The organism is Amycolatopsis sp. NPDC033938 (assembly GCF_055575975.1).
Genome location: NZ_JBVIRO010000010.1, coordinates 31,044 through 53,217, shown reverse-complemented (window position 1 = coordinate 53,217; position 22,174 = coordinate 31,044). Strand labels below are relative to the sequence as shown.

Below are 22,174 nucleotides of genomic sequence, written 5' to 3'. Positions count from 1 at the left end.
ACCCTCGCCTAGGGTCGGCGGACGTGAGCACCCGCATCCTCGTCGTCTACTACAGCGCGACCGGCAACACCGCGAAACTGGCGTCGGCGCTGGCCGACGGCGCACGCGAGACCGACGCCGAAGTCCGTGTCCGCACGGTTCCCGAGACGGCCCCGCCCGGTGCCGTCTCGAGCAATCCGCGCTGGCAGGCGTGGGTGGACGCGGGCCCGCATCACGAGTTCGCGACCTTGGAAGACCTGGAATGGGCGGACGGTTTCGCGGCAGGCAGCCCGACCCGGTTCGGCGGCCCCGCCGCCCAGCTGAAGTCCTTTTTGGACAGTACCGGTGGCCTGTGGGCCAAGGGAAAGCTGGTGAACAAGGTCGCGACGTCGTTCACCACCGCGTCGACAGCGCACGGCGGGCTCGAATCGACCGTGCTGGCGACGAACAACATCTTCTACCACTGGGGCGCCATCGTCCTGCCGCTCGGCTACACCGACCCTCACCTGCTCGAATCGGGCAACCCGTACGGCGGCTCGTTCGTCTCGCGCAAGTCCGCCGAACCCGACGGCCTCGCGCTGGAGGCCCTCCGCCTGCAGGGGCGCCGCCTCGCCACCGTCTCGCGCTATGTCGCCGACGGCCTCGTCAAGGACGGATGAAGGGAACCGAGCGTCCGCCTCCCGCGTCGTAGTGCCGTCACACAGCGTCACGCTAGGGGGAGGCGGCGGGATGACCGGCGGGTACGAGGTGGTCCTGGGGGCGATCGGAGCCGCGTCTGAAGCGGCGAAACGGGCTTCGGACGACGTCGGGCGGGTGGATCTCGCGGCCACGCTCACCGGTGTCGCGGCAGGCCTGCCGGGCGGCGTGTCCGGGGAGGCGGCCCGGCTGCTCGCGGACGCCTGGGGTCGCGCGGTTCCCGGCTGGGCGCGGAACGTCTCCTCCTACGCGGCTCAGCTGGACGAAGCGGCCGGGCGGTATCGCTCGAACGAGCTGGAAGCGTCGCGGGATCTGCGCGCCACGGGAACTTCCGTCTGATGCTCACCTGGGGCGACGTGCGCCGGTGGGATCCGGCCGCGATCGGCAAGGTCGCCGACGCGCTCAACGACGGCTGCGGCCGGATCCTCGCCGCCGCCGACGACGTCGAGTCCATGGCCCGGTTTCCCGGCTGGTCCGGTGAGGCCGCTCTCGCCGCGTCGACGCGAGGCGAGTCGCTGGCGTCCACTGTGGAGCAACTGGTGGCCGAAGCGTCCGCGGTCCGGCGAGGTGCGCACGAGGTGCAGATCGCGCTGGACCGGATCGTGGCGTTCGTGCGGGAGACCGACGAACTCGCGTCCCGGCACGGACTGACCATCGGCCAGGGTGGAGAGCTCACTTCGTCCGGCGGGCCTTCGGAACCGCGTGTGCTGGCGGAACTCGCCGACCGGATCGAGCAGATCCTGCGCCGCGCCACCGACGTCGACGCCGACTTCGCGGCCATCATGCGGCGCGCTCTTCGAGGCGAGCTCACCGGACAAGGCGGCGGCACCCTCGCCCAAGCCGCCGACGTCGGAGCCGCGCAAAGCGGTCTGTCGATCATCGGCCCGCCGGAGCACGGGTCCCCCGGTGACAACAAGGCGTGGTGGGACAGCCTGTCGGACACCGCGAAAGTTGCTTTGCTGCAAGGAAATCCGGGGCTGGTCGGGAATCTCGACGGCATCCCGGCCGCCGACCGCGACGCCGCGAACCGCGCTGTCCTCGCCAGGGAGATCGAACGGCTCCAAGGCGATCCCAAGCTCAAGGGTTTGGAAGCCATCAGGGACCGGCTCGAGAACACGGAACCCGGTAAACCGCGGGCGTTTCTGCTCGGGCTGGACACCAGCGGGGACGGCAAGGCGATCGTTTCCGCGGGTAATCCGGACACGGCGGCGAATGTGGCGACATACGTACCGGGGACCGGGGCGGAACTGAGGAAGATCGGCGGTGATCTCAACCGCTCGGACAAGATGTGGGCCGTGGCGACGACCGCCGGCTCCCCCTCGACGGCCGTGATCACCTGGCTGGGTTACGACGCGCCGGACGGTCTCACCGACGCCGCGAAGGAGAAGTACGCCGATGGCGGCAAAGAGGCGCTGGCCGGATTCCAAGACGGCCTGCGGGAAACGCATCAAGGGGCACCGTCGCACAACACGGTGCTGGGACACAGTTACGGCACGACGGTCGTGGGCCATGCCGCCCGCGATGGCGGCCTCGCCGCGGACGAACTCGTTTTCGTGGCGAGCCCGGGCGTCGGCGCGCACGACGTGAGCCAGTTGCACCTCGATGGGGTGGATCCGGGCCGGATCGGCGGACATGTGCACGCGACGGTGGCCGAACACGACATGATCAATCTGGCCAATCTGGAGATCGCCGGGTACGACCTGGTACTCGGACAGGATCCGACCGACGCGGACTTCGGCGGACGGGTGTTCACGTCGGCGCCGGGCACGGACGGGTTCGGCGGGTACAGCCAGGAGGCGCACAGTGAGTACTGGGAAGACAACAATCCCTCGCTACGGAACATCGGCCTGATCATCGCCGGAAAGCCGACGACATGAAATCGACGATCACCGAACAGCAGGCCCGTGACAAGGTCGAGCACTACCTTCAGGGCGCGTTCTCCGTGTTGCCCGCCCCTGCCGAGTTGAAGTTGTTCACCCGGAACCGCTCCGAGTGCGCGGACCCCACCGACAACGGGCCGGAAGGCCGTTTCGAGATCTCCGCGACCTACGAGATCGTCGGCTTGGATTCCGCACGGTTCCCCGAACACTTCGCGGCGATCATCCACTGGTGGGAATCGAACTCCTTCGAGGTGCTGACCGACGCCCGCCCGACAGATCAGTATCTTTTCGCGCGCCACACCGGCGACGCCTTCGACATGTCGGTTCAGGCGAACGATCTGGGCAAGTTCTACCTCGGCGCCACCTCACCGTGTGTCTGGCCGAACGGCACGCCCGAACCCCGGACACCCGAACAGCCCGTCGCCGCTCCCCCGGAACAGGACCAGGAAGCCGCCCCCGCCCGCAAACCGCGCCGCGCCCCGGTGGACGACGAGGACTTCGCCCAGACCGACTGGACCGACGGCGGCACTTCCTTCTGACACCGCCCAGCCGCTGGGAAAACCGTTCGCCCCGCTCCCACCCGGCCTCTACCCTCCGGCCGTGACCGCCGAACTCGCCACCCCCGCCCAGCACGTCGCGCACCGCGGCCGGGGCGTCCTGCTCGTCCTGCTCGCCGCGCTCTTCTTCGGGACCTCGGGTGTGCTGGGCAAACCGGCGATGCAGGCGGGACTGTCGCCGGAACAGGTCGCGGCGATCCGCATCGGACTGTCGGCGATCGTGCTGCTCTGCCTGGTCGCGGTCTTCCGCCCGACGCTCCTGCGGGTGCGGAAACACGAGTGGCCGCTGCTGGTGGCGTACGGCTCGCTCGGGGTCGCCGGTGTCCAGCTCATGTACTTCCTCGCGGCGGGCCGGATCCCGGTCGGCATCGCGATCCTGCTCGAGTTCACCTCGCCGGTGCTGATCGCGCTGTGGGTGCGGTTCGTGCGGCGGGTGCGGCTGCCGAGGGCGATGTGGACGGGTATCGCGCTCGCGATGACCGGGCTGATCCTGGTCGCGCAGGTCTGGGAAGGCCTCAGCCTCGACGTCGTCGGGCTGCTCGCCGGACTGGGCGCGGCCGTCTGTTCGGCGGGCTATTTCCTGCTCGGCGAGCGCGGGGTCGCGAACCGGGACCCACTCGGCATGGTCACCTGGGGGATGACGATCGGCGCGGTCCTGGTCTGCGCGGTCGCCCCGCCGTGGACGATTCCGTGGGGTGCCGTCGCCGCGCCGATCGCTTTCGGACCGTGGCATCCGCCAGTGTGGTCACTGCTGGTCGCGCTCGTGCTGATCGCGACGGTGCTCGCCTACGCCACCGGCATGACGGCGCTGCGTCATCTCCCGGCGTCGGTGGCGAGCGTCGTGGGACTGGTGGAGCCGCTGATCGCGGCGGCCGCGGCCTGGGTGCTGCTCGGCGAGGCGCTCAGCTGGATCCAGGCCGTCGGCGCGGTGGTCCTGCTGACCGGCGCGTACATCGTCCAGTCGAACTCGAACGTGGTCCAGACGGACTCAACCCTGCTGGAAGCCCCGTAGCGCGCTGATCTCCTGCTGCTGCGAACGCGCCGTCGTCGCGGCGAGGTCGCGGGCGTCGGGATTGCGGCCGTGCTGGGTTTCCGCCTCGGCGATGCGGACGCCCGCCTCCCGTTGCTTCTGCAGCCGCGAGACGAACTGGCGGTCGAAGTCCTTTCCGGACAGTCCGGCCAGTGCCGCCAGGTCTGCCGGGCTGATGTACCCGTCGCGCTGGACGTGTTCGAGGTTCGGATCGTCCGGCGCGGGCTGGGCCCAGGACTCGATGAGCGCGGAAAGCCGCGCGATCTCCGGTTCGTGCGTGTCGATGATCCGCATCGCGAGCGCCTTCAGCTCCGCGTTCTCCGCGCGCGTTTCGGCCAGGGAAGCCAGATCCACACCCTGCTGGTGATGCGCGAGCGCCTGCCGCGCGAAGGCCACATCGGCGTCGTTGAACGGAACGGCGGCCTGCTGCGCCATCGGCGACGACCCCGGCGGCGCGGTCTGCGGCTGAGGTGCCTCGCCCGAGCAGCCGGTCAGCACGGCGGCCAGTGCGACGGCGGGCAGGAACCGGAGGACGGCGTGCGGCATCGAAGTGCTCCTCGGAACGCGCGGTGGAGGTGCCTAGGTTCGCAGAGTCCACATCGGTCCGTTCACCGGGGTTGCGCAAATACTTTTCCTCCGGGCCCCGCGGTGCGAGAATCCCGCGATCCGCCGCCACCCCGATAGGAGGCAACCCGCGAATGGACGCCGAAACCTCTCCAGAGCGGACAGCCGAACGCGACGGCCTCCGCCCGGACCTGCGGCAACGCCACGTCCGGATGATCGCGCTCGGTGGCATCATCGGCGCGAGCCTGTTCATCGGCAGCAGCGCCGTCATCCACACCGTCGGCCCGGCGGCCGTGCTGTCCTACGCCATCGGCGGCCTGATCGTCGTCCTGGTGATGCGGATGCTCGGCGAAATGGCGACGGCCGCGCCGTCCCAAGGCTCCTTCATGGAGTACGCGCGGACGTCGCTCGGCGGCTGGGCGGGCTTCACCGTCGGCTGGCTGTACTGGTACTTCTGGGTCGGCGTGGTCGCGTTCGAGGCCGTCGCCGGGGCGAAGATCCTGCAAGCCTGGATTCCCGTTGTGCCGCAATGGATCTTCTCGCTGGTGCTGATGCTGCTGCTCACCGCGACCAACCTCGCCTCGGCGCGTTCGTTCGGGGAGACGGAGTTCTGGCTCGCGTCGGTCAAGATCGCCACGATCGTGGTGTTCCTGGTCGTCGGCATCCTGTTCGTGCTCGGGCTCTGGCCCGGCGGATCGTTCTCGGTCGGCAACATCGCGCAGGACGGCTTCCTCGCCAACGGCCCGTTCTCGGTGGTGCACGGTGTGGTGATCGTGATCTTCTCCTATTTCGGCGCGGAGATCGTCACCATCGCGGCCGCCGAATCCCGGGAGCCCGAAGCGGCCGTGCGCAAGGCGACGTCGTCGATCGTGTGGCGCGTGATCGTGTTCTACGTCGGTTCGGTGACACTGCTGGTGATGATCACCGGCTGGCGCGACATCCCGACCACGACGAGCCCGTTCGCCGCCGCGTTCGGCCGCTTCGGCATCCCCGCCGCCGAGACCGTGGTCAGCGCGGTGGTGCTGACCGCCGTGCTGTCGGTGCTGAATTCCGGGCTGTACACCGCTTCCCGCATGCTGTTCGCGTTGCGCGGCAACGGCTGGGCGCCGAAATGGATCGCGGACACGAACCGGCGCGGGGTGCCGTGGAAGGCGATCCTGGTGTCCACTTCGGTCGGTTACGTCGCCGTGGTGATGAACTTCGTGTCCCCCGACAAGATCTTCTACTTCATCATCAACTCCGCCGGCGCGGTCGCGTTGTTCGTCTACGCGATCATCGCCGGGTCACAACTGCGGATGCGGCGCCGTCTGGAAGCCGAGGCACCGGAACGGCTGAAGCTGCGCATGTGGGGCTACCCGTGGCTGAGCTGGCTCACGTTGGCCGGGACGCTGGCCGTGGTGGCGTCGATGCTGTTCGTGGACGCGGACACGCGGGCCCAGCTGTACCTGAGCTTGATCAGCCTCGCGGTGATCCTCGGCGTCTACTTCCTCCAGCGGCGGCGATCCCGCTCGGCGTCGTGAGGGTTCTTCTTGAGGGGTAAGGCAAACATGGCGTGCCCCGGCGGGGGACCGGGATGACCGACGGAAGCCGGGCCGCGCTCCAGCGTCCACAAAGGACACTTTCCGAAAGAAACCTGTCCGACTTGGGCGGTTTGCGCGGTTCCGCGTGGGGGTCGTGAGTGGCAATGAGGGTTCTAACCCTATTCGCCACTCACGACCCCCACGCGGAACCGCACATAGTGTCATCAATCGGACGCCGATTCCCCGAAAGGTGTCCCTTGTGGACAGTCGCTCCCCGCCTCAACGGGAGCTCCTCGCTGGCCGCCAGGCGAGCCGATTACGCCAGGTTTGACTTACCCCTCAAAGAGAACCCGAATCGCCACTCACGACCCCATGCGGCCAGTCGGGTCCTTCACGCGCGCCACTATGGCTGGTGGTGTGCTGAGGCTGATCCCTCAAGATGGCCTGCACTACCCGGTGACTTCTCGGGTCTGCCCCGAATCTGGTGGTCGCGGGTCGGTCGCCGTCGGGATGAGCCGCGCCTGAGCGACCGGCGAGGTCGCCCAAGCACGCCACGACGACGGCCACGAGTGCGCGGCGTCGGGCTGTTCCACCCGCGCGCCGGTGAAGTCGGCGTCTTGGGCGAACTCGGCGTCGGCGAACGTGGTCGTCCCGCTGAACATCGCGTCGACGAAGGAGGCGTGCGCGGGAAAGGACGCGCCGCGGAAGTCGGTGTCGCCGGTGAAGTGCGCCCTTTCGAAGTTCACGGAGGGCGAGAACCGGGTCCGGCGGAAGTTTCCGCGGACGATCAGGCTGTCCTCGAGTTCGGCGCGTACGAGGAGGGTGTCCGCGAAATCGGGTTCGACGAGCACCGCGTCCCGCAGTCCCAGCTCTTCGACCTCCCAGAACTCGAAAGGTCTGGCCTCCCCGGCAGGCCACCTGAAGTGCTGCGTAAGAAGCCTCTGCGCGGCGAGCCGGACTTCGAGTTCCTCCTCGTCTTCGACCGGGTACGCGAAAGGTTTGCGCAGGTAGGCGCAGATCAGCTCGACAACGTCTTGCCTGGCGTCGGGTTCTTCCCGCCCGTAGCGCTCCAGGGCCGCGAAGCATTCGAGGCGCTCCGCGGCGTCCTCACTGTCCATCAGCTCGAGGGCGTGTTCCCAACGGTCCAGCCTGAGTCCTTGATCCACCAGCGCGGGCTGGATTCGCCGGTCACGGCGGACGCCCTCGATGAACATGCGGACGAGATAGACCGCGCCGATCCCGAGTGCCACCCCCGCCAGCGCGCCTATGACGTGTAAGCCCACCATGACCATCATCATGCGCAGATTATGCGCGTGAAGGCCCGCTTCCCTCGGCTGAACCGAGGGAAGCGGGCCTTCACGCGCGTCGAAACTAGACGGGGATGACCGTCGGCACGATCATCGGACGGCGCCGATAGGTGTCGGCGACCCAGCGGCCGACGACACGGCGCACGGCCTGCGCGATGCGATGCGTGTCGGTGATGCCCTCGGCTTCGGTCCGCGCGAGCTCCATCTCCACCATCGGGAGTACGGCGTCGAGCGCCTTCGGATCGTCGGAGAACCCGCGACCGGACACGGTCGGCTTGGTCACCGCGCGACCGGTGCTGGTGTCCACGGCGACCGTGATCGCGATGAAGCCACCCTCACCGAGCACGAGCCTGTCGGACAGGGTCGACTCGCCGACGTCGCCGACCGACAGGCCGTCGACGTACACGTGCCCGACCTCGACCCGGCCGGTCCGCGAGGCCTTGCCGTCGACGAGGTCGACCACGACGCCGTCTTCGGCGATGACCACGTTCTCCGGGGCGACACCGGTGCGCACGGCCAGTTCACCGTTGGCGCGCAGGTGCTTCCACTCGCCGTGCACCGGCATGACGTTGCTGGGGCGCACCGCGTTGTACAGGTACAGCAGCTCGCCCGCCGACGCGTGGCCGGAGACGTGCACCTTGGCGTTGCCCTGGTGGACGACGTTCGCGCCGAGCCGGGTGAGGCCGTTGACGACGCCGAAGACGGCGGTCTCGTTGCCCGGGATCATCGAGCTGGCCAGCACGACGGTGTCCCCCGCGCGGATCGAGATCTGCCGGTGCTCGCCGCGTGCCATCCGCGACAGCGCCGACAGCGGCTCGCCCTGCGAACCGGTCGACACGAACAGCACCTTGCTCTCGGGCAGGTCGCTGGCCTGGTCGAGGTTGACCAGGAGACCGTCCGGCACGTTCAGCAGGCCGAGGTCGGCGGCGATGCCCATGTTCCGGACCATCGACCGGCCGACGAACGCGACGCGGCGGCCGTGCCGCACGGCGGCGTCGAGCACCTGCTGCACGCGGTGCACGTGGCTCGCGAAACAGGCCACGATGACGCGCTGGCCGACCTTGCGGACGACGTCGTCGAGCACCGGGCCGATGTCGCGCTCCGGCATGACGAACCCGGGGACCTCGGCGTTGGTCGAGTCGACGCAGAACAGGTCCACGCCCTCGTCGCCGAGCCGGGAGAATCCGGCGAGGTCGGTCAGCCGCCCGTCGAGCGGGAGCTGGTCGAGCTTGATGTCGCCGGTGTGCAGCACGACACCCGCCGGGGTGCGGATGGCGACCGCGAGCGCGTCCGGGATCGAGTGGTTGACCGCGAAGAACTCCAGGTCGAAGTCGCCGACCTTGCGTCGCTCGCCCTCGCGGACCTCGATCAGGTTCGGCCGCTGGCGATGCTCCTTGGCCTTGGCCGCGAGCAGCGCGTTCGTGAACCGCGAACCGTAGATCTTGAGGTCGGGGACGAGCCGCAGGAGGAACGGGACGGCGCCGATGTGGTCCTCGTGCCCGTGGGTGAGGACGAGGCCGTCGATGTCCTCCAAGCGGTCTTCGATCGCGCGGAAGTCGGGCAGGATCAGGTCGACGCCCGGCTGGTCGTCTTCGGGGAAGAGGACCCCGCAGTCGACGATCAGCAGACGGCCGCCGAATTCGAAGACGGTCATGTTGCGGCCGACTTCGCCGATTCCGCCGAGCGCGACCACGCGCAGGGCGCCTTCGGGCAGCGCGGGCGGCGGGGTGGTCGGTCCGGGTCCGGTTGACAATGAACTCACCGAGGCATGGTCCCTACGCTGGTATGTGAGGTCGGCGCCGTATAGGCCGCCGCTGAATCTGCTTGTGCCACCCGAGCACCATGCCAGTCGCTGACGGCGCTGTCGCCGAGCGGCACGCCACCCTGGGCGAGATCGGCGGAAATCGCCTGGAGCTGCTCGTCGCTCGCGGCCACGATGGGCAGCCTCGGGTCGCCGATGTCGAATCCGCGCAACCGCAGTGCCGCCTTCGAGAACGCGACGCCGCCGACACGGGACATCGCCCGCAGGACGGGCAGCATGCCGCGGTGGTTGGTGCGGGCGGTGGAGGTGTCGCCGGATTCGTAGGCGTCCAGCATGCCGCGGATCCGGCCCGCGACGACGTGCCCGATCACGCTGACCACGCCCGTGCCGCCGACGGAGATCCACGGGAGGTTGAGGCCGTCGTCACCGGAGTAGTAAGCGAGCTGGGTGTTCGCGATGACTTCGGAGCCGGCGATCAGGTCGCCCTTGGCGTCCTTGACCGCGAGGATACGCGGGTGCTCGGCGAGCCTCAGCAGCGTGTCGACCTCGATGGGGACGATCGAGCGCGGCGGAATGTCGTAGAGCATCACCGGCAGGCCGGTGGCGTCCGCGACCGTGGTGAAGTGCGCGTAGAGCCCGGCCTGGGTGGGCCGCGAGTAGTACGGCGTGACCACGAGGATGCCGTGGGCGCCCGCCGCTTCGGCCTGCTTCGCCTGCTCGATGCTGTGCGCGGTGTTGTTCGTGCCCGCCCCGGCGACGATCGTCGCGCGATCGCCGACGGCCTCGACGACGGCGCGGACCAGCTCGGTCTTCTCGGCGTCGGTCGTGGTGGGGCTTTCCCCGGTCGTGCCGTTCACGACGAGACCGTCGTTGCCCAGTTCCACGAGGTGTTCGGCCAGCTCCTGCGCCCGCTTCAGGTCCAGCGCGCCGTCGGCGTCGAAGGGGGTGGCCATCGCGGTGAGCACGCGCCCGAACGGTCTTCCCGGCGCTGCGGTAGGTGGAGTGGACATGCTGTGAAGGTACCTCCTGCGGCCGCCCGACCCCTTGCCGACGTGGTCATTCCCGCCGATGCGGGAGATTTTCCGTGGCGAGGCCGAACTCGGCGCAAACTCTGTGTGAGCTATTTGACCTTGGTGGTGATCTGCGAGGTGAGCTGCCCGCCGTCAGCCTTGGCGAGCAAGCACAGATACTCGCGCGAGTAGTCGGTGTTCTCCTCGTTCAGCGGCCGGTTCCACTCCGCCTCGGTCGGGACGACGGCCCGCCACTGGAGCCCGCTCCGCTGCTGCGACGGCACCACGCCCGAGTTGAACGTCGCCGAACAGATCGCCTCGGCGATACGGTTCACCACCTCGGCCCCGGGATAGGCGGCGACCGCGGCGTCCTTGTCGCTCGCCGACTCGACGTCGAGCAGGTCACCCTTGGCGTAGACCTCGACCAGGTGATTCTTGGCGCAGTTCCCGCTGGTCTCGCTGTTCATCGTGACGTTGTCCGCGAGCGGGACGTTGTAGCAGTCACCGGAGAGGTCGATCTTGAGCTGGCCGTTGATGCCGTAGGTCAGGGTGGGCTGGGCCTGCGCGTTCCCGGCGGGCGCGGCCATCCAGCGGCCGAGGAAGATCCCGCCGACCAGCGCGCCGATCACGGCGACCGCGGCCAGGCTGAGCCACAGTGGACGCAGATTGCGCTTCGGCGGGGCAGGAGCGAGCCGGGTCATCGGCTGGCCGGGGTGCAGCATCGCCGTCCCACCCGAAGGCGGGGTCGGCTGGGCCTGTACGCCCTGCGCGGCCGAAAGCAGGCTGCGCACCTGGTCGTACGACATCCGCGCCTCGGGTTTGGCGACCAGCAGCCCGAGGATCGCGGCGGCCAGCGGGCCCTGGACCCTGGTCAGGTACGGCGCCTCGGTCATGATCGCGTGCAGCGTGGCCGCGGTGGTCGACCGTTCGAAGGCGACGATGCCCTCGGCGGCGAAGAACAACGTCGTGCCCAGCGACCAGAGGTCTGACTCGGGCATCGCGTCCCGGCCTTCGACCCGCTCCGGCGCCATGAACGCGGGCGAGCCGACGATCATGCCGCTGGTGGTCAGGCGCGGGTCGTCGGCGGCGTGCGCGATGCCGAAGTCGGTGAGCTTCACCCGGCCGTCCGGCGAGACCATGATGTTCGCGGGTTTGACGTCACGGTGCACGATCCCGGCGGCGTGCGCGGCCCGCAAAGCGGACAGCACCCGCTCCCCCACCAGCGCGATCTGCTGGGCGGGCAGGGGGCCGCGGTCGCGTACCAGGTCGGCCAGCGTCGGCGCCTCGACCAGCTCCATCACGATGTAGGTGGCGCTGTTCTCGGTGACGACGTCGTACACGGTGACGACGGCCGGGTCGTTGAGGCGCCCGGCGGAGCGGACTTCGCGCAACATCCGCTCCGTCAGCACCGAAGCGTCCTCGGGGGCGTTCGGGAACTTCAGCTCCTTGATCGCCACCTGGCGGCCGATCACCTGATCCTGCGCGCGCCACACGATGCCCATCCCGCCGCGGCCGAGCTCGCCCAGCAGGGCGTATCGGCCGGCGATGAGCCGAGCGCCGGCGGCCTGCTGCGTCTGCTGTGGCGGCCCATACGGACGGGTCTGTTCGTCGGTCAAGGTTCGATGCTCCTTCGGTTCGCGCAGGACGCTGACTCGGACCCGTTCGCGCTCCGAAAGGTTCCTTCGCCGAGCTCGTGAATCAGACCGTGACCTCGTGGCCGGATTCCCGGAGCGCCTTCACCGCGCGCTCCAGCTCGGCCGCCCGGACCAGCACGTGGTCGGTGTCGAAGGTGGATATCGAGAACAGCGCCACCCCGGCGGCGGCCAATTCACTCGACAGCGCCGCGATGACGCCGGTCAGCGTGAACGCCAGCGGCCCGCGGACCGACAGCAGCCGCCAGCCGTCCTCGACCGTGACCCCGGCCGGTGCGAGACCGGCCGGGCAGATCACCGACAGCTCTTCGGGCGTCCGCGTGATGGAGATCAGCACCGGCTCGCCGGGGTCGAGCAGATTCGCCGGAACCGGCGCGTCCGGGGCGAGGCGGGCGACCGCGTACTCACCAGGCCGGACGTCGATCGCGAGTCGTCGCATCAGCCCTCGAGAACCTTCGGGCTGGAGGCGACCTCGGTGCCGTCGGGCAGCGCGGAGATGGTGAAGTCCGCGAACACGTTGCCCGAAGCCTTCTGCAGCTCGCGCAGGCACTCGATGGCCAGGGCGCGGATCTCGACGTCGGCGTGCTCGGTGGCACGCATCGCGATGAAGTGCCGCCAGGCGCGGTAGTTGCCGGTGACCACGATGCGGGTCTCGGTCGCGTTCGGCAGCACGGCGCGCGCGGCCTGGCGGGCCTGCTTGCGGCGCAGGGTCGCGCTCGGCACGTCGGCGAACTTCTCCTCCAGCCCGGCGAGCAGCTCGGTGTAGGCGTCGACGGCGGCCTGGGAGGCGGCGAGGAACTTCGCGTGCAGCTCCGGGTCCTGCGCGATGACGTCGGGCTCGACGAAGGCGGCGTCGCGCTCCGGGACGTAGCGCTGGGAGAGCTGCGAGTAGGAGAAGTGCCGGTGGCGGATCAGCTCGTGCGTCAGCGACCGGGAGATCCCGGTGATGTAGAAGCTGACGGACCCGTGCTCCAGCACCGACAGGTGGCCCACGTCGATGATGTGCTCGAGGTAGCCGGCGTTGGTGGCCGTCTTCGGGTTCGGCTTCTTCCAGGACTGGTAGCAGGCCCGGCCCGCGAATTCGGCCAGCGCCTCACCACCGTCGGCATCGGTCGACCACGGTACGTCCGACGGAGGGAAGAACTCCGTCTTCGCGATCAGTTGAACCTTGGGTGACACGGTCTCGGCCACGTTCGCACTCCTTTTCGACCCCTGCTCCACGACTCCGGGCAGCGTAACCGCACCCCGGTTTGACGGCGGGGAGACATCATGGTGACGTCATCGGCTCCTTGACTGACATCACAAGTGACGTCATAGTGGTGTCATGGATCTGACGCCGTACATCACAAGCCTTCGCGAGGACCTCGCGAACACGGCTTCGGCCGGCGACGAGCAGACGCGGCGCGCTGCCGCGCTGCTGTCGTCGGCGCTGGAGCCCGCCGCCCGGCTGACCATCATGAACGCCCTCGCGGACCTGGCCGCCGAAGTGACCTCGGCGCTGCCGGGGCACGTCGTCGACGTCCGGCTCGACGGCCGCGACGTGCGCGTCGTCGTCACCGGCTCCGCCGAGAGCACCGAGCAGACCCCGCCCCGCCAGGAAGCGCCACGGGAGACCCCGCGCGCGCCCAAGGTGGACACGGGCGACATCACCCGCATCACGCTACGCCTGTTCGAGCAGGTCAAGGGCCAGGCGGAAGCCGCGGCCGCCTCTCAAGGCGTCTCGCTGAACACGTTCGTCTCGCAGGCCGTCCAGGGCGCACTGGGCAAGGGCGGCGGCGAGCACTGGCACGACAAGCAGAAGCCGGGCGGCGGTGCCGGTTCCCACCTGCACGGCTGGGTCCAGGGCTGAGGGGACGGAAAATGACCGAGGAAAACACTCCCGCGGGTGAAGAGACCGTGCGCGTCGAGGACTTCGAGGCCGAGGGCCCGATCGAAATCGACGTGAGCGTGGCCATCGGCCGGGTGAGGATCGAACTGACCGACGAACCCGGTGTCCACGCCGAGGTCCGCCGCGACGGCGGCGAGCAGCAGCCGTGGGTGGACGGCATGACGAGCCTGCTCAGCTGGGTCGGGGAACGCTTCGGCGACCAGCTCGGCGGCTCGCCGGGGTCGTCGGCGGAGGACGCCGTGGCGCAGACACGGGTCGAGAAGGTCGGCAACCGGCTCGTCGTCCAGGCGCCGAAGGCCTGGCAACTGAAGAACGTCCCGCTCGCGGTGACCGTCCGGGCACCCGCCGGTTCACATCTGGAGGTGCGGGCCGGGGCGGCCGACGTCACCGTGTCCGGTGTCGCCGGGCGAGCCGACGTCATGACAGGGGCGGGGAAGGTCGGCCTGGAGCGGGCCGACGGTTCGGCGATCGTCCGCACCGGCACCGGCGACATCAAGCTCGGCGCGACGCTGTCCGGTCTGCAGCTGCGCACCGGCAGCGGCTCCGTCGAGGCGTCCTCGCTGGGCGGTTCGGCCACGATCGCGACCGGTACGGGTGACGTCTGGCTCGGCGAGATCGCGGGCGAGGTACTGGCGCGCACCGGCAGCGGCGACCTCTCGGTGACGGACGCCGCCTCCGGGGCGCTGGAACTGACCACCGGGTCGGGCGCGGTCCGGGTCGCGATCCGCGGCGGCGTGCGCGCCGAGATCGACCTTTCGTCGACGACCGGTTCGGTGTCGAGCGAGCTGGAGGTCGCGGAAAGCGCCCCTTCGGAGGTCTCGCTGAAGGTGCGGGCGCGGACCGGCACCGGCGACGCGGTGGTGACCAGCGCGGCCAGCTGAGGTCGCGGACCGCAGGGGGATCGAGGGACCTTTGCTCTCACTTTTCCACGGGGGTGGGAGCGAAGGTCCCTCGCTCATTTCAGGAGCTCCCGGACGGCCGACAGGTGGGTGTCGGTGATCCCCGTACGCGGATCGACGCGCACCAAACCGGTGACCTTCCCCTCCCGTCCCGCCAGGAACGCGTCCCTGGCGGTGGGATACAGGTCGAAGTCGTCATCGAGCCAGACGAGGGGTCGCGGCCCGGCATAGCGGGTAACGGCTTCGAACTTCCAGCCACTGTCGACGTTCGCACAGTCGACCGCGGGGAGCGTGGGCAGACCGATGGCCGGGCCCACCATGATGTTCGCCTGATGGCCCCATGTGGTCGCCCAAACCAGCTCCGCGTCCCCGGCCGCGTCGAGCAGTGCCCTCCCGTGGCCGGGGTTGAGCCACATCCGCAGTGGATGCCGTCGGCTCCAGCCCCGGATCCGGAACTTGTGCTCGACGAATCCCGGCGGTTTGGGCTTGGCGGCGAACGGGTTCAGCGGGCCGTCGACGTCGAGGAACAGGACCGGCCGCATGGCGTTCATGATGCCTCAGCGAGTGGTGATAACGGTTCTGTCGAGAGGTAAGCAGGTGTCCCCAATGTGGCATTGAGGGACTCGTATTTGTCTACCTCCTGGTGTGGAGCTTGTGCGGGTTGCCGGGGTGGTCCGGGTGGGGAAGATTCCGGACGTTGAGCGTCCGGAATCTTCCCCGCTCGATCACCGGTCCACCGGTCGTGCTCGACCACGAGCTTGATCAACGGAAGATCCGGGACGTTGAGTGTCCCCAATGCCACATTGGGGACACGTCAGCGCACGAGCCGCGAAAGCACCGGAGCGAGGTCGCCCCGCTTCCCCACCGCGACCCCGTCCAGTCCCTGCCAGTCCGCCATCAGCCGCAGCTCACCCGCCAGCTCGCTCGCGACCCGCGCGACGTCCACCCCGGGTTCGGCGAAGGCGCCCTGGACGCGAAGCAGCCCAGCGGCGCGATCGGCCTTGAGATCGACCCGGCCGACGAGCTCTCCGTCGAGCAGGAACGGGAACACGTAGTAGCCGTAGATCCGCTTCGGCTCGGGCACGTAGATCTCGATGCGGTAGAAGAAGTCGAAGATGCGCTCGGTACGGGCGCGTTCCCAGATCAGCGGGTCGAACGGCGACAGCAGCGCGCGGCCGGTGACCGACCTCGGCGCCTTCGCCGCGACGTGCCGGTACGCCACCGCCGGCCAGCCCTCCACGTTCACCGGCTCCAGTACGCCCGCTTCGACCAGTTCGGCCACCGCCCGTTTGCTGACGTCCGGGCCGAGCCGGTAGTAGTCCCGCAGGTCCGGTTCGGTGCCGATGCCCAGCGCGACGGCCGAGCGGGTGATCAGTTCGCGCGCGCCCTCTTCGGGGGTCACCCGCCGCGACAGGATCTCCGGCGGCACCACGCGTTCGGTCAGGTCGTACAGCCGCTCGAACGACCGGCGTGTGCCTGTCGTCAGCTGTCCCACACCGAACAGCCATTCGCAGGCCTTCTTGACCTCGGAACGCTCCCACCACGAGCCGGGTTTACGGCGCGCGCCGTCACTTTCCAGGGCCCGCTCGATACCGCCCGCGCCGATCGGTCCCTGTTCCTTGACCACGGCGAGGATGTCGTCCACCAGACCGGGCGTCTGCTCCAGCACGCGTGCGTAGTTCGTCCACCAGCCCATGCGTTTCGCCCCGGACCGCAGCAGCGGCCAGTCCGCCACCGGCAGCAGGCTCGCTTCGTGCGCCCAGGATTCGACCAGCATCCGGGGTTTGCGCGCGGAGTGGGACCAGGCCGCGTCGTCCACCAGCGTGGGCTCGTACGCTCCGAGCCGGGAGAACAGCGGCATGTAGTGCGCGCGGACCGCGACGTTCACCGAATCCAGCTGCAGCAACTGGATCCGCGACAGCACGCGCTGCAGATGCCGTCTGGTCACCGTTCCGCTCGGTCGCGCGTCGGCGAACCCCTGTGCGGCCAGTGCGATCCGGCGCGCGACCGGCCCGCTGATGGTCGGAGTGCTCATCATCCGAATGGTGCCATCCACCACCGACAGTTTTCCGCGGCACCGATAACCTGCGCACCATGGCCGTCGCCGAAGTCCGCCCCGCCGTCGTTTCCGACGCCGCCGAGATCGCCCGCATCCAACGCGATACCTGGCGAAGCGCCTACACGGAACTGCTCGGCGAAGCGGCCGTCGCCGAACTCGACGCCGTGGAGCTCGAAAAGACCTGGGCCGAAACGATCGAGTACCCGGGCACGCGGGTCTTCCTCGCCGTCGAAGGCGAGTTCACCGTCGGTTTCTGCGTCGCCGGCCGGGCTCCGGAGAGCGAGGTGGCCGCCGCGGACGGTTCGCTGCCCGACGACGCCTCGACGACGGCGCTCATCGCCTCGCTCCTGGTCGAGCCACGCTGGGGACGGCGCGGGCACGCGGGACGGCTGCTGGCGAACGCGTCCGCGTGGCTGCGCGAGGACGGCGCCACCCGCGGGATCAGCTGGGTGGCCCAGACTGATCATCCGTCACTGGGATTCTTCCGCCGCGCGGGCTGGTCCCCCGACGGGACCGTCCGCATCCTCGACACCGGAAGCACGAGCGTGCGCGAAGTCCGGCTCACCGGCGGACTCGACCTCGAGCTCGCTCCCTGACTTCGCGAACACCACCCAGCGCATCACCGAGTACATGAAGACGCCTTCGCACGCCCCGGCGATGAGCCGGGACAGGCGATAGTCGACGCCCAGCGCGGCCAGTCCTGCGCCGACGCCGAGCAGGAACGCCACGTAGTTGACGATGATCGCGACGACGTACAGCACCGCCTGCCTGCCAACGGGCGCGTGCGAGCGGAAGTTCATGCTGCGGTTCAGCACGAAGCTCAGCCCGAACGCGGTCGCGTACGCGAGCGTGATCGCCAGCCACACCGGCAGGCCGAGCCAGCCGCGCAGCAGGGTCAGCAGGAGCAGGTCGACCCCGAAGGTGAACCCGTTGATGAGCGCGAAACCGAGGAAACTCGGCGCCACCAGCCGGGAAAGCCCGAAGGGGAGGCGCCGGACCACGGCCGCGCAGAAATCGGCGAAGCGATCCGCGAAACCCTTGCCGCGGACCGCGTCGTGCACGTCGGCCACGAAGCCCAGCATGGCAGCGGCAGGTGGCCACGAGCCGACGAACAGGTGATCTTCTGGTACGCCCTGGAAGCCGGGAACGGGGGTTATCCCCAGTGCGTCGTGATTTTCAGCTGATAGCTTGGAGAGAACGAAAGATAACGGGGAGGCAACGATGGCGGGCTGGTTGCTCCTGTCGTTCGGTGTCGCCTTCGGCTCCGCGATCCTTCCCGTCGTCAGCGTCGAAATGTTCCTCATCGGCCTCTGCGCGAGCGAACCGACCTTGCCGTGGCTGCTGCTCGGCGCCGTCGTCGCCGCGGGTCAGGTCGGCGGGAAGACGCTCTACTACCTCGCCGCCAAGGGCACCATCAAACTGCCGAAGCCGCTGCACGACCGGCTGCACCGGGAACGCCCGCCCACCCCTCGTCGCGAACGATGGCGGGCACGGACCAAGAAGATGCGCGCCCGGCTCGACGCCCTCCGCGAACGCTGTCACCGGCATCCACATTGGATGGCGGGCACCTACGGCGTCAGTTCGGTCATCGGCTTGCCGCCGTACATGGCGACGAGTGTGCTGGCGGGCTTGGTGAACATGCCGCTGGCGAGCTTCCTGGCCACCGGGTTCGTCGGCCGTTGGCTGCGGTTCAGCCTGCTGGCCGCGTCACCGGCGTTGTTCGCGGGCTGGTTCCACTTCTGAGCACGAATATTGTGGTGCGCGCCGGGGCGGCCGGACCCTAAGGTTTCCGCCCATGCCGACGTCGTCCGCGTATCCGCCGTTGAACGTGCAGGTGCACACCCCCCGTTTGTCCTTGCTGGGGGCGACGGACGAACTCCTGGAACGGTTGATCCCGACGGTCCGCAAGGGCGTGGTCACCGAACCGCCGTGGCCCTTCGACGATCCGGCGTCGCTCTACGCGGACAGCCCGGAGCGCGAGTGGCGCTGGCTACGCGGGATCTGGGTGGGCCGGGGCCGGGTCAGCGCGAGCGATTGGCGCCTGTACTTCGTCGTGGTCGTCGACGGTCAGCCGGTGGGCATGCAGGATCTGATCGGCACCGACTTCGCCACGTTCGGCACGGTCACCACGTTCTCCTGGCTCGGCCCGGACCTGCGAGGCCGCGGTCTGGGCAAGGAGATGCGCCAAGCCGTGCTGCAGCTGGCCTTCGAAGGGCTCGGCGCCCGCGAGGCGGGCAGCGACGCCTTCTTCGACAACCAGGCCTCGAACCGCGTCTCCCAAGCTCTCGGTTACGTGCCGAACGGCGTCACCTGGGACACCCGGCGCGGCGAACCCGCCCAGATCAAGCAATGGCGGTTGACCCGCGACCACTGGCGGCGCCGGGACGACATCGAACTGGTCGCCGTCCGCGAATGCCTGCCGGTCCTCGGGATCGAGTCACGCGTTTAGCGGACTATTGAGAGGCAAGGCGAACATGGCGTGCTCCAGCGCGGGACCGGGCTGACTGACGGAAGCCGGGCCGCGCCCCAGCGTCCACAAAGGACACTTTTCCCAAGAGGGCTGTCCGGCTTGGGTGGTTTGTGCGGTTTCGGGCGGGGGTCGTGAGTGGCAATGAGGGTTCTAACCCTATTCGCCACTCACGACCCCCTGCGGAACCGCACATAGCGTCATCAATCGGACACCAAATCTCCGAAAAGCTGTCCCTTGTAGACAGTCGCGCCCTCCGCCTCAACGGTGAGCTCCTCGCCTGCCACCAGGCAGCGAGCCGATTACGCCAGGTTTGCCTTACCTCTCACTAAATGCGGGAGGCGGCTTCGAGTTCCACAGCGCGCCGCATCGTGGCGCGGGCTCGCTTCCGGTCCCCCGCGATCTCGTACGCGTAAGCCAGCCGGTACCAGACGCGCCAGTTGTCCTGATCCGCCTCGACCTCGGCGCGGCGTTCGTCGAACCACGCGTCCGCGGCGTCACGATCCACCCGGCCGGAAGGTCGCCGGGGCAGGTCGGAGACGTCGGGCAGGCCGCCTTCTTCGTCCAGCCGCCGCGAAAGCCGCTGGATCTGGACGCCGGAACGCCAGGTGGTGACGATGATCCAGATCCCGAGCAACGGCAGCAGCAGCACGCCGACACCGAAGAGCACCGGCACCGTCTCGCCGGTGCGCAGCAACGCGATGCCCCGGCCCGCCAGCAGGACGACGTAGACGGCGAGCGCCGCCGTCATCACCAGCGCGAAGTTGCGGGCCCTCACAGGTCGAGGATGTTCTCGAGACCGACCGTAAGGCCGGGCCGCGTGCGCACCGAACGCACCCCGAGCAGCACCCCCGGCATGAACGACGTGCGGTGCAGCGAGTCGTGCCGGATGGTCAGGGTCTCCCCTTCGCCGCCGAACAGGATCTCCTCGTGCGCCACCAGCCCTGGCAGCCGGACGGAGTGCACGCGGACGCCTTCGACGAGCGCGCCGCGGGCGCCGTCCAGTTCGGACGTCGTCGCGTCGTCGCCCGGTTCGAGTCCGGCCGCCGTGCGGGCCTCGCCGATCAGCCGTGCGGTGTGCGCCGCCGTTCCGGACGGTGCGTCGGCCTTGCGGTTGTGGTGCAGTTCGATGACCTCGGCCGAGTTGTAGAACCGCGCCGCCTGCTGGGCGAACCGCATGGCCAGCACCGCGCCGAGGGCGAAGTTCGGCGCGATGAGCACGCCGATCGACGGGTCGGCGGCGAGCCACGAGCGCAGCTTCCCCAGCCGCTCCTCGCTGAAGCCGGTGGTGCCGACGACGGCGTGGATCCCGTTGCCCGTCAGGAATTCCAGGTTGCCCATCACCGCGTCGGGATGGGTGAAGTCGACGACGACCTCTGCCTGCTTGAGCGCCGAGAAATCGTCACCGGCGTCGAGCGCGGCGACGAGTTCCATGTCCTCGGCGCCGTTCACGGCCCCGACCACTTCCTGGCCCATCCGGCCGCGTGCGCCCAGCACGCCGACGCGAATCCCAGCGGTCATGATGCGATCACCTCGTGCAGATCGTCCGGCAGGTCGTCGGCGTGAGCGTACGGCCCGACCACCGCCGCCGCCGACACGCCACCAGGGCGGTGCAGCAGAGTGCGAGCGAGCGCACAGACCTCTTCGGTGGTGACGGCGTCGATCCGCGCCACCGTGTCGTCGACGCCGAGATACCGGCCGTAGTTCAGTTCGTTCTTGCCGATCCGCGACATCCGCGACGAGGTGTCCTCCAGGCCGAGCACGAGCCCGCCCCGCAGCTGCCCCTTCGCGCGCGCGACCTCGGCTTCGCTCAGTCCGTCCTTGCCGACGAGTTCGAGTACCTCGCGGATCACGCCGGCGACCTCGCCGAGCTTCTCGGGCTGGCAGCCCGCGTACACGGCCATGTGCCCGGCGTCGGCGTAGCTCGCGACGGACGAATACACCTGGTACGCCAGCCCGCGCTTTTCGCGGACTTCCTGGAACAGGCGTGAACTCATCCCGCCGCCGAGCGCGGCGTTGAGCACCGACTGCGCGAACCGCCGGTCGTCGTGCCGTGACAGCGAACGCAGACCGAGCATGACGTGGGCCTGCTCGGTGTCGTCGGTGTGCAGGGCGAGCTTCGGCACCATCGCGATCCGCGCGCGGCCCGACCGCGGCGGCACCGGGGTGGCCGTCCCGGTGAGGCGGTTCCGCAGGGCCTTGCGGACCAGGCGGAGCACCTGGCCGTGCTCAATGTTCCCGGCGACGGCGAGCACCATCCGTGGCAGCGTGTAGCGGCGCCGGTAGAACCCGCGCAGCGCCGAGGCGGACATCTCCACGATGGACTTCTCGCTGCCGAGGACGGGACGGCCCAGCGGGTGCTCGCCGAGGATCGCGCCGACGAACGTCTCGTGCAGCAGGTCCTCGGGGTCGTCGTCGCGCATCGAGATCTCTTCGAGCACGACACTGCGCTCGGTCTCGACGTCCTTGTCCGTGCACAGGGCCTCGAACACCACGTCGGTCACGAGGTCCATCGCGAGCGGCAGGTCCTCGTCGAGCACCTGCGCGTAGTAGCAGGTGTGCTCCTTCGCGGTGAAGGCGTTGAACTCGCCGCCGACCGCGTCGATCTCCTCGGCGATCTGGGTGGCGTCGCGGTTCGTGGTGCCCTTGAACAGCAGGTGTTCCAGGTAATGCGCGGCGCCTTCGACCGACGACGGCTCGTCGCGCGATCCGACACCGACCCACAGTCCGACCGTCACCGACCGGGACGCGGGCACGTGCTCGGTGATCACCCGGAGGCCACCGGCCAGCACGCTGCGTTTGACCACCGCACCGTCCGAAGTGGACTCGAGCGTACGGGTGCTGCCGACGGGCTGCTCGTGCCCGGCTGTGCTTGATCGCGCCAACGGATCCCTTACTCACCTG

The 22,174-nt window shown here is 69.2% G+C and carries 23 protein-coding genes and 1 pseudogene; 11 read left to right on the top strand and 13 right to left on the bottom strand.

Annotated features, from left to right (window positions below; translation table 11 throughout):
• Positions 1-23: 23 nt before the first annotated feature.
• From wrbA to ACZ5ZX_RS24050, 5 genes are all read left to right on the top strand, one after another.
• Positions 24-638 carry an NAD(P)H:quinone oxidoreductase gene (wrbA, locus tag ACZ5ZX_RS24070; protein ID WP_465504238.1) on the top strand — a complete coding sequence of 205 codons (615 nt, stop codon included), beginning with the start codon at positions 24-26 and terminating at the stop codon, positions 636-638.
• 70 nt (positions 639-708) lie between these two features.
• Positions 709-1,014, top strand: a complete 306-nt coding sequence (locus tag ACZ5ZX_RS24065; RefSeq protein WP_465504237.1) for a hypothetical protein — start codon at positions 709-711, stop codon at positions 1,012-1,014.
• On the top strand, positions 1,014-2,552 hold the full coding sequence (locus ACZ5ZX_RS24060) for an alpha/beta hydrolase (protein WP_465504236.1): 1,539 nt from the start codon (positions 1,014-1,016) through the stop codon (positions 2,550-2,552). Before ACZ5ZX_RS24065 ends, ACZ5ZX_RS24060 begins: the two co-directional genes overlap by 1 nt.
• Positions 2,549-3,094, top strand: a complete 546-nt coding sequence (locus tag ACZ5ZX_RS24055; RefSeq protein WP_465504235.1) for a hypothetical protein — start codon at positions 2,549-2,551, stop codon at positions 3,092-3,094. The genes ACZ5ZX_RS24060 and ACZ5ZX_RS24055 overlap by 4 nt, the downstream gene beginning before the upstream one ends.
• Before the next feature lie 61 nt (positions 3,095-3,155).
• Positions 3,156-4,124 carry an EamA family transporter gene (locus ACZ5ZX_RS24050; RefSeq protein WP_465504234.1) on the top strand — a complete coding sequence of 323 codons (969 nt, stop codon included), beginning with the start codon at positions 3,156-3,158 and terminating at the stop codon, positions 4,122-4,124.
• Here ACZ5ZX_RS24050 and ACZ5ZX_RS24045 read toward each other — a convergent pair.
• Positions 4,101-4,688, bottom strand: coding sequence for a DUF305 domain-containing protein (locus ACZ5ZX_RS24045; protein ID WP_465504233.1), 588 nt, complete (start codon positions 4,686-4,688; stop codon positions 4,101-4,103). The two genes, ACZ5ZX_RS24050 and ACZ5ZX_RS24045, sit on opposite strands and share 24 nt — an antisense overlap.
• Before the next feature lie 152 nt (positions 4,689-4,840).
• On the opposite strand from ACZ5ZX_RS24045, the gene ACZ5ZX_RS24040 reads away from it, so the two are divergent.
• Positions 4,841-6,226 carry an amino acid permease gene (locus tag ACZ5ZX_RS24040; RefSeq protein ID WP_465504232.1) on the top strand — a complete coding sequence of 462 codons (1,386 nt, stop codon included), beginning with the start codon at positions 4,841-4,843 and terminating at the stop codon, positions 6,224-6,226.
• A 449-nt stretch (positions 6,227-6,675) separates the two neighbouring features.
• Here ACZ5ZX_RS24040 and ACZ5ZX_RS24035 read toward each other — a convergent pair whose 3' ends face one another.
• From ACZ5ZX_RS24035 to thyX, 6 genes are all read right to left on the bottom strand, one after another.
• Positions 6,676-7,512: a pentapeptide repeat-containing protein gene (locus tag ACZ5ZX_RS24035; protein WP_465504231.1), complete on the bottom strand. Its 837-nt coding sequence runs from the start codon at positions 7,510-7,512 to the stop codon at positions 6,676-6,678.
• An 85-nt stretch (positions 7,513-7,597) separates the two neighbouring features.
• The gene (locus tag ACZ5ZX_RS24030) at positions 7,598-9,286 is read right to left on the bottom strand and encodes a ribonuclease J (protein ID WP_465504452.1); all 1,689 of its coding nucleotides are present in this window, start codon (positions 9,284-9,286) and stop codon (positions 7,598-7,600) included.
• Between the two features lie 5 nt (positions 9,287-9,291).
• Complete coding sequence (gene dapA, locus ACZ5ZX_RS24025; RefSeq protein ID WP_465504230.1) at positions 9,292-10,305, bottom strand: 4-hydroxy-tetrahydrodipicolinate synthase; 1,014 nt, start codon at positions 10,303-10,305, stop codon at positions 9,292-9,294.
• A gap of 110 nt (positions 10,306-10,415) precedes the next feature.
• The gene (locus tag ACZ5ZX_RS24020) at positions 10,416-11,921 is read right to left on the bottom strand and encodes a serine/threonine-protein kinase (protein WP_465504229.1); all 1,506 of its coding nucleotides are present in this window, start codon (positions 11,919-11,921) and stop codon (positions 10,416-10,418) included.
• 82 nt (positions 11,922-12,003) lie between these two features.
• Positions 12,004-12,396: an ACT domain-containing protein gene (locus ACZ5ZX_RS24015; RefSeq protein ID WP_465504228.1), complete on the bottom strand. Its 393-nt coding sequence runs from the start codon at positions 12,394-12,396 to the stop codon at positions 12,004-12,006.
• The gene (thyX, locus tag ACZ5ZX_RS24010) at positions 12,396-13,148 is read right to left on the bottom strand and encodes an FAD-dependent thymidylate synthase (RefSeq protein ID WP_034312167.1); all 753 of its coding nucleotides are present in this window, start codon (positions 13,146-13,148) and stop codon (positions 12,396-12,398) included. Before thyX ends, ACZ5ZX_RS24015 begins: the two co-directional genes overlap by 1 nt.
• Positions 13,149-13,281: 133 nt before the next feature.
• On the opposite strand from thyX, the gene ACZ5ZX_RS24005 reads away from it, so the two are divergent.
• The gene (locus ACZ5ZX_RS24005) at positions 13,282-13,806 is read left to right on the top strand and encodes a toxin-antitoxin system HicB family antitoxin (RefSeq protein ID WP_465504227.1); all 525 of its coding nucleotides are present in this window, start codon (positions 13,282-13,284) and stop codon (positions 13,804-13,806) included.
• An 11-nt stretch (positions 13,807-13,817) separates the two neighbouring features.
• On the top strand, positions 13,818-14,726 hold the full coding sequence (locus ACZ5ZX_RS24000; RefSeq protein ID WP_465504226.1) for a DUF4097 family beta strand repeat-containing protein: 909 nt from the start codon (positions 13,818-13,820) through the stop codon (positions 14,724-14,726).
• 74 nt (positions 14,727-14,800) lie between these two features.
• Here ACZ5ZX_RS24000 and ACZ5ZX_RS23995 read toward each other — a convergent pair whose 3' ends face one another.
• Both ACZ5ZX_RS23995 and ACZ5ZX_RS23990 read right to left on the bottom strand, forming a co-directional pair.
• A complete protein-coding gene (locus tag ACZ5ZX_RS23995) occupies positions 14,801-15,286 on the bottom strand; it encodes an HAD domain-containing protein (protein ID WP_465504225.1) in 486 nt (161 codons plus the stop codon).
• Positions 15,287-15,558: 272 nt separating this feature from the next.
• A complete protein-coding gene (locus tag ACZ5ZX_RS23990) occupies positions 15,559-16,779 on the bottom strand; it encodes a winged helix-turn-helix domain-containing protein (RefSeq protein ID WP_465504224.1) in 1,221 nt (406 codons plus the stop codon).
• 59 nt (positions 16,780-16,838) lie between these two features.
• Between ACZ5ZX_RS23990 and ACZ5ZX_RS23985 the strand changes: the two genes are divergently transcribed.
• Positions 16,839-17,399 carry a GNAT family N-acetyltransferase gene (locus ACZ5ZX_RS23985; protein ID WP_465504223.1) on the top strand — a complete coding sequence of 187 codons (561 nt, stop codon included), beginning with the start codon at positions 16,839-16,841 and terminating at the stop codon, positions 17,397-17,399.
• A gap of 18 nt (positions 17,400-17,417) precedes the next feature.
• Here the strand turns inward: ACZ5ZX_RS23985 and ACZ5ZX_RS23980 are convergent.
• Positions 17,418-17,885 (bottom strand): annotated as a pseudogene (locus tag ACZ5ZX_RS23980) (GtrA family protein); the annotation flags it as partial.
• A gap of 139 nt (positions 17,886-18,024) precedes the next feature.
• On the opposite strand from ACZ5ZX_RS23980, the gene ACZ5ZX_RS23975 reads away from it, so the two are divergent.
• The gene (locus ACZ5ZX_RS23975; protein ID WP_465504222.1) at positions 18,025-18,546 is read left to right on the top strand and encodes a hypothetical protein; all 522 of its coding nucleotides are present in this window, start codon (positions 18,025-18,027) and stop codon (positions 18,544-18,546) included.
• A gap of 52 nt (positions 18,547-18,598) precedes the next feature.
• Positions 18,599-19,252, top strand: a complete 654-nt coding sequence (locus tag ACZ5ZX_RS23970) for a GNAT family N-acetyltransferase (RefSeq protein WP_465504221.1) — start codon at positions 18,599-18,601, stop codon at positions 19,250-19,252.
• Positions 19,253-19,598: 346 nt separating this feature from the next.
• Here the strand turns inward: ACZ5ZX_RS23970 and ACZ5ZX_RS23965 are convergent, their stop codons facing one another.
• The 3 genes from ACZ5ZX_RS23965 to ACZ5ZX_RS23955 are packed head-to-tail and all read right to left on the bottom strand — an operon-like array spanning position 19,599 to position 22,155.
• Positions 19,599-20,048, bottom strand: a complete 450-nt coding sequence (locus tag ACZ5ZX_RS23965) for a tetratricopeptide repeat protein (RefSeq protein WP_465504220.1) — start codon at positions 20,046-20,048, stop codon at positions 19,599-19,601.
• On the bottom strand, positions 20,045-20,791 hold the full coding sequence (gene dapB, locus ACZ5ZX_RS23960; protein ID WP_465504219.1) for a 4-hydroxy-tetrahydrodipicolinate reductase: 747 nt from the start codon (positions 20,789-20,791) through the stop codon (positions 20,045-20,047). The genes ACZ5ZX_RS23965 and dapB overlap by 4 nt, the downstream gene beginning before the upstream one ends.
• Entirely contained in the window at positions 20,788-22,155 is a 1,368-nt protein-coding gene (locus ACZ5ZX_RS23955) for a M16 family metallopeptidase (RefSeq protein WP_044854134.1), read from the bottom strand. The genes dapB and ACZ5ZX_RS23955 overlap by 4 nt, the downstream gene beginning before the upstream one ends.
• Between the last annotated feature and the right edge of the window lie 19 nt (positions 22,156-22,174).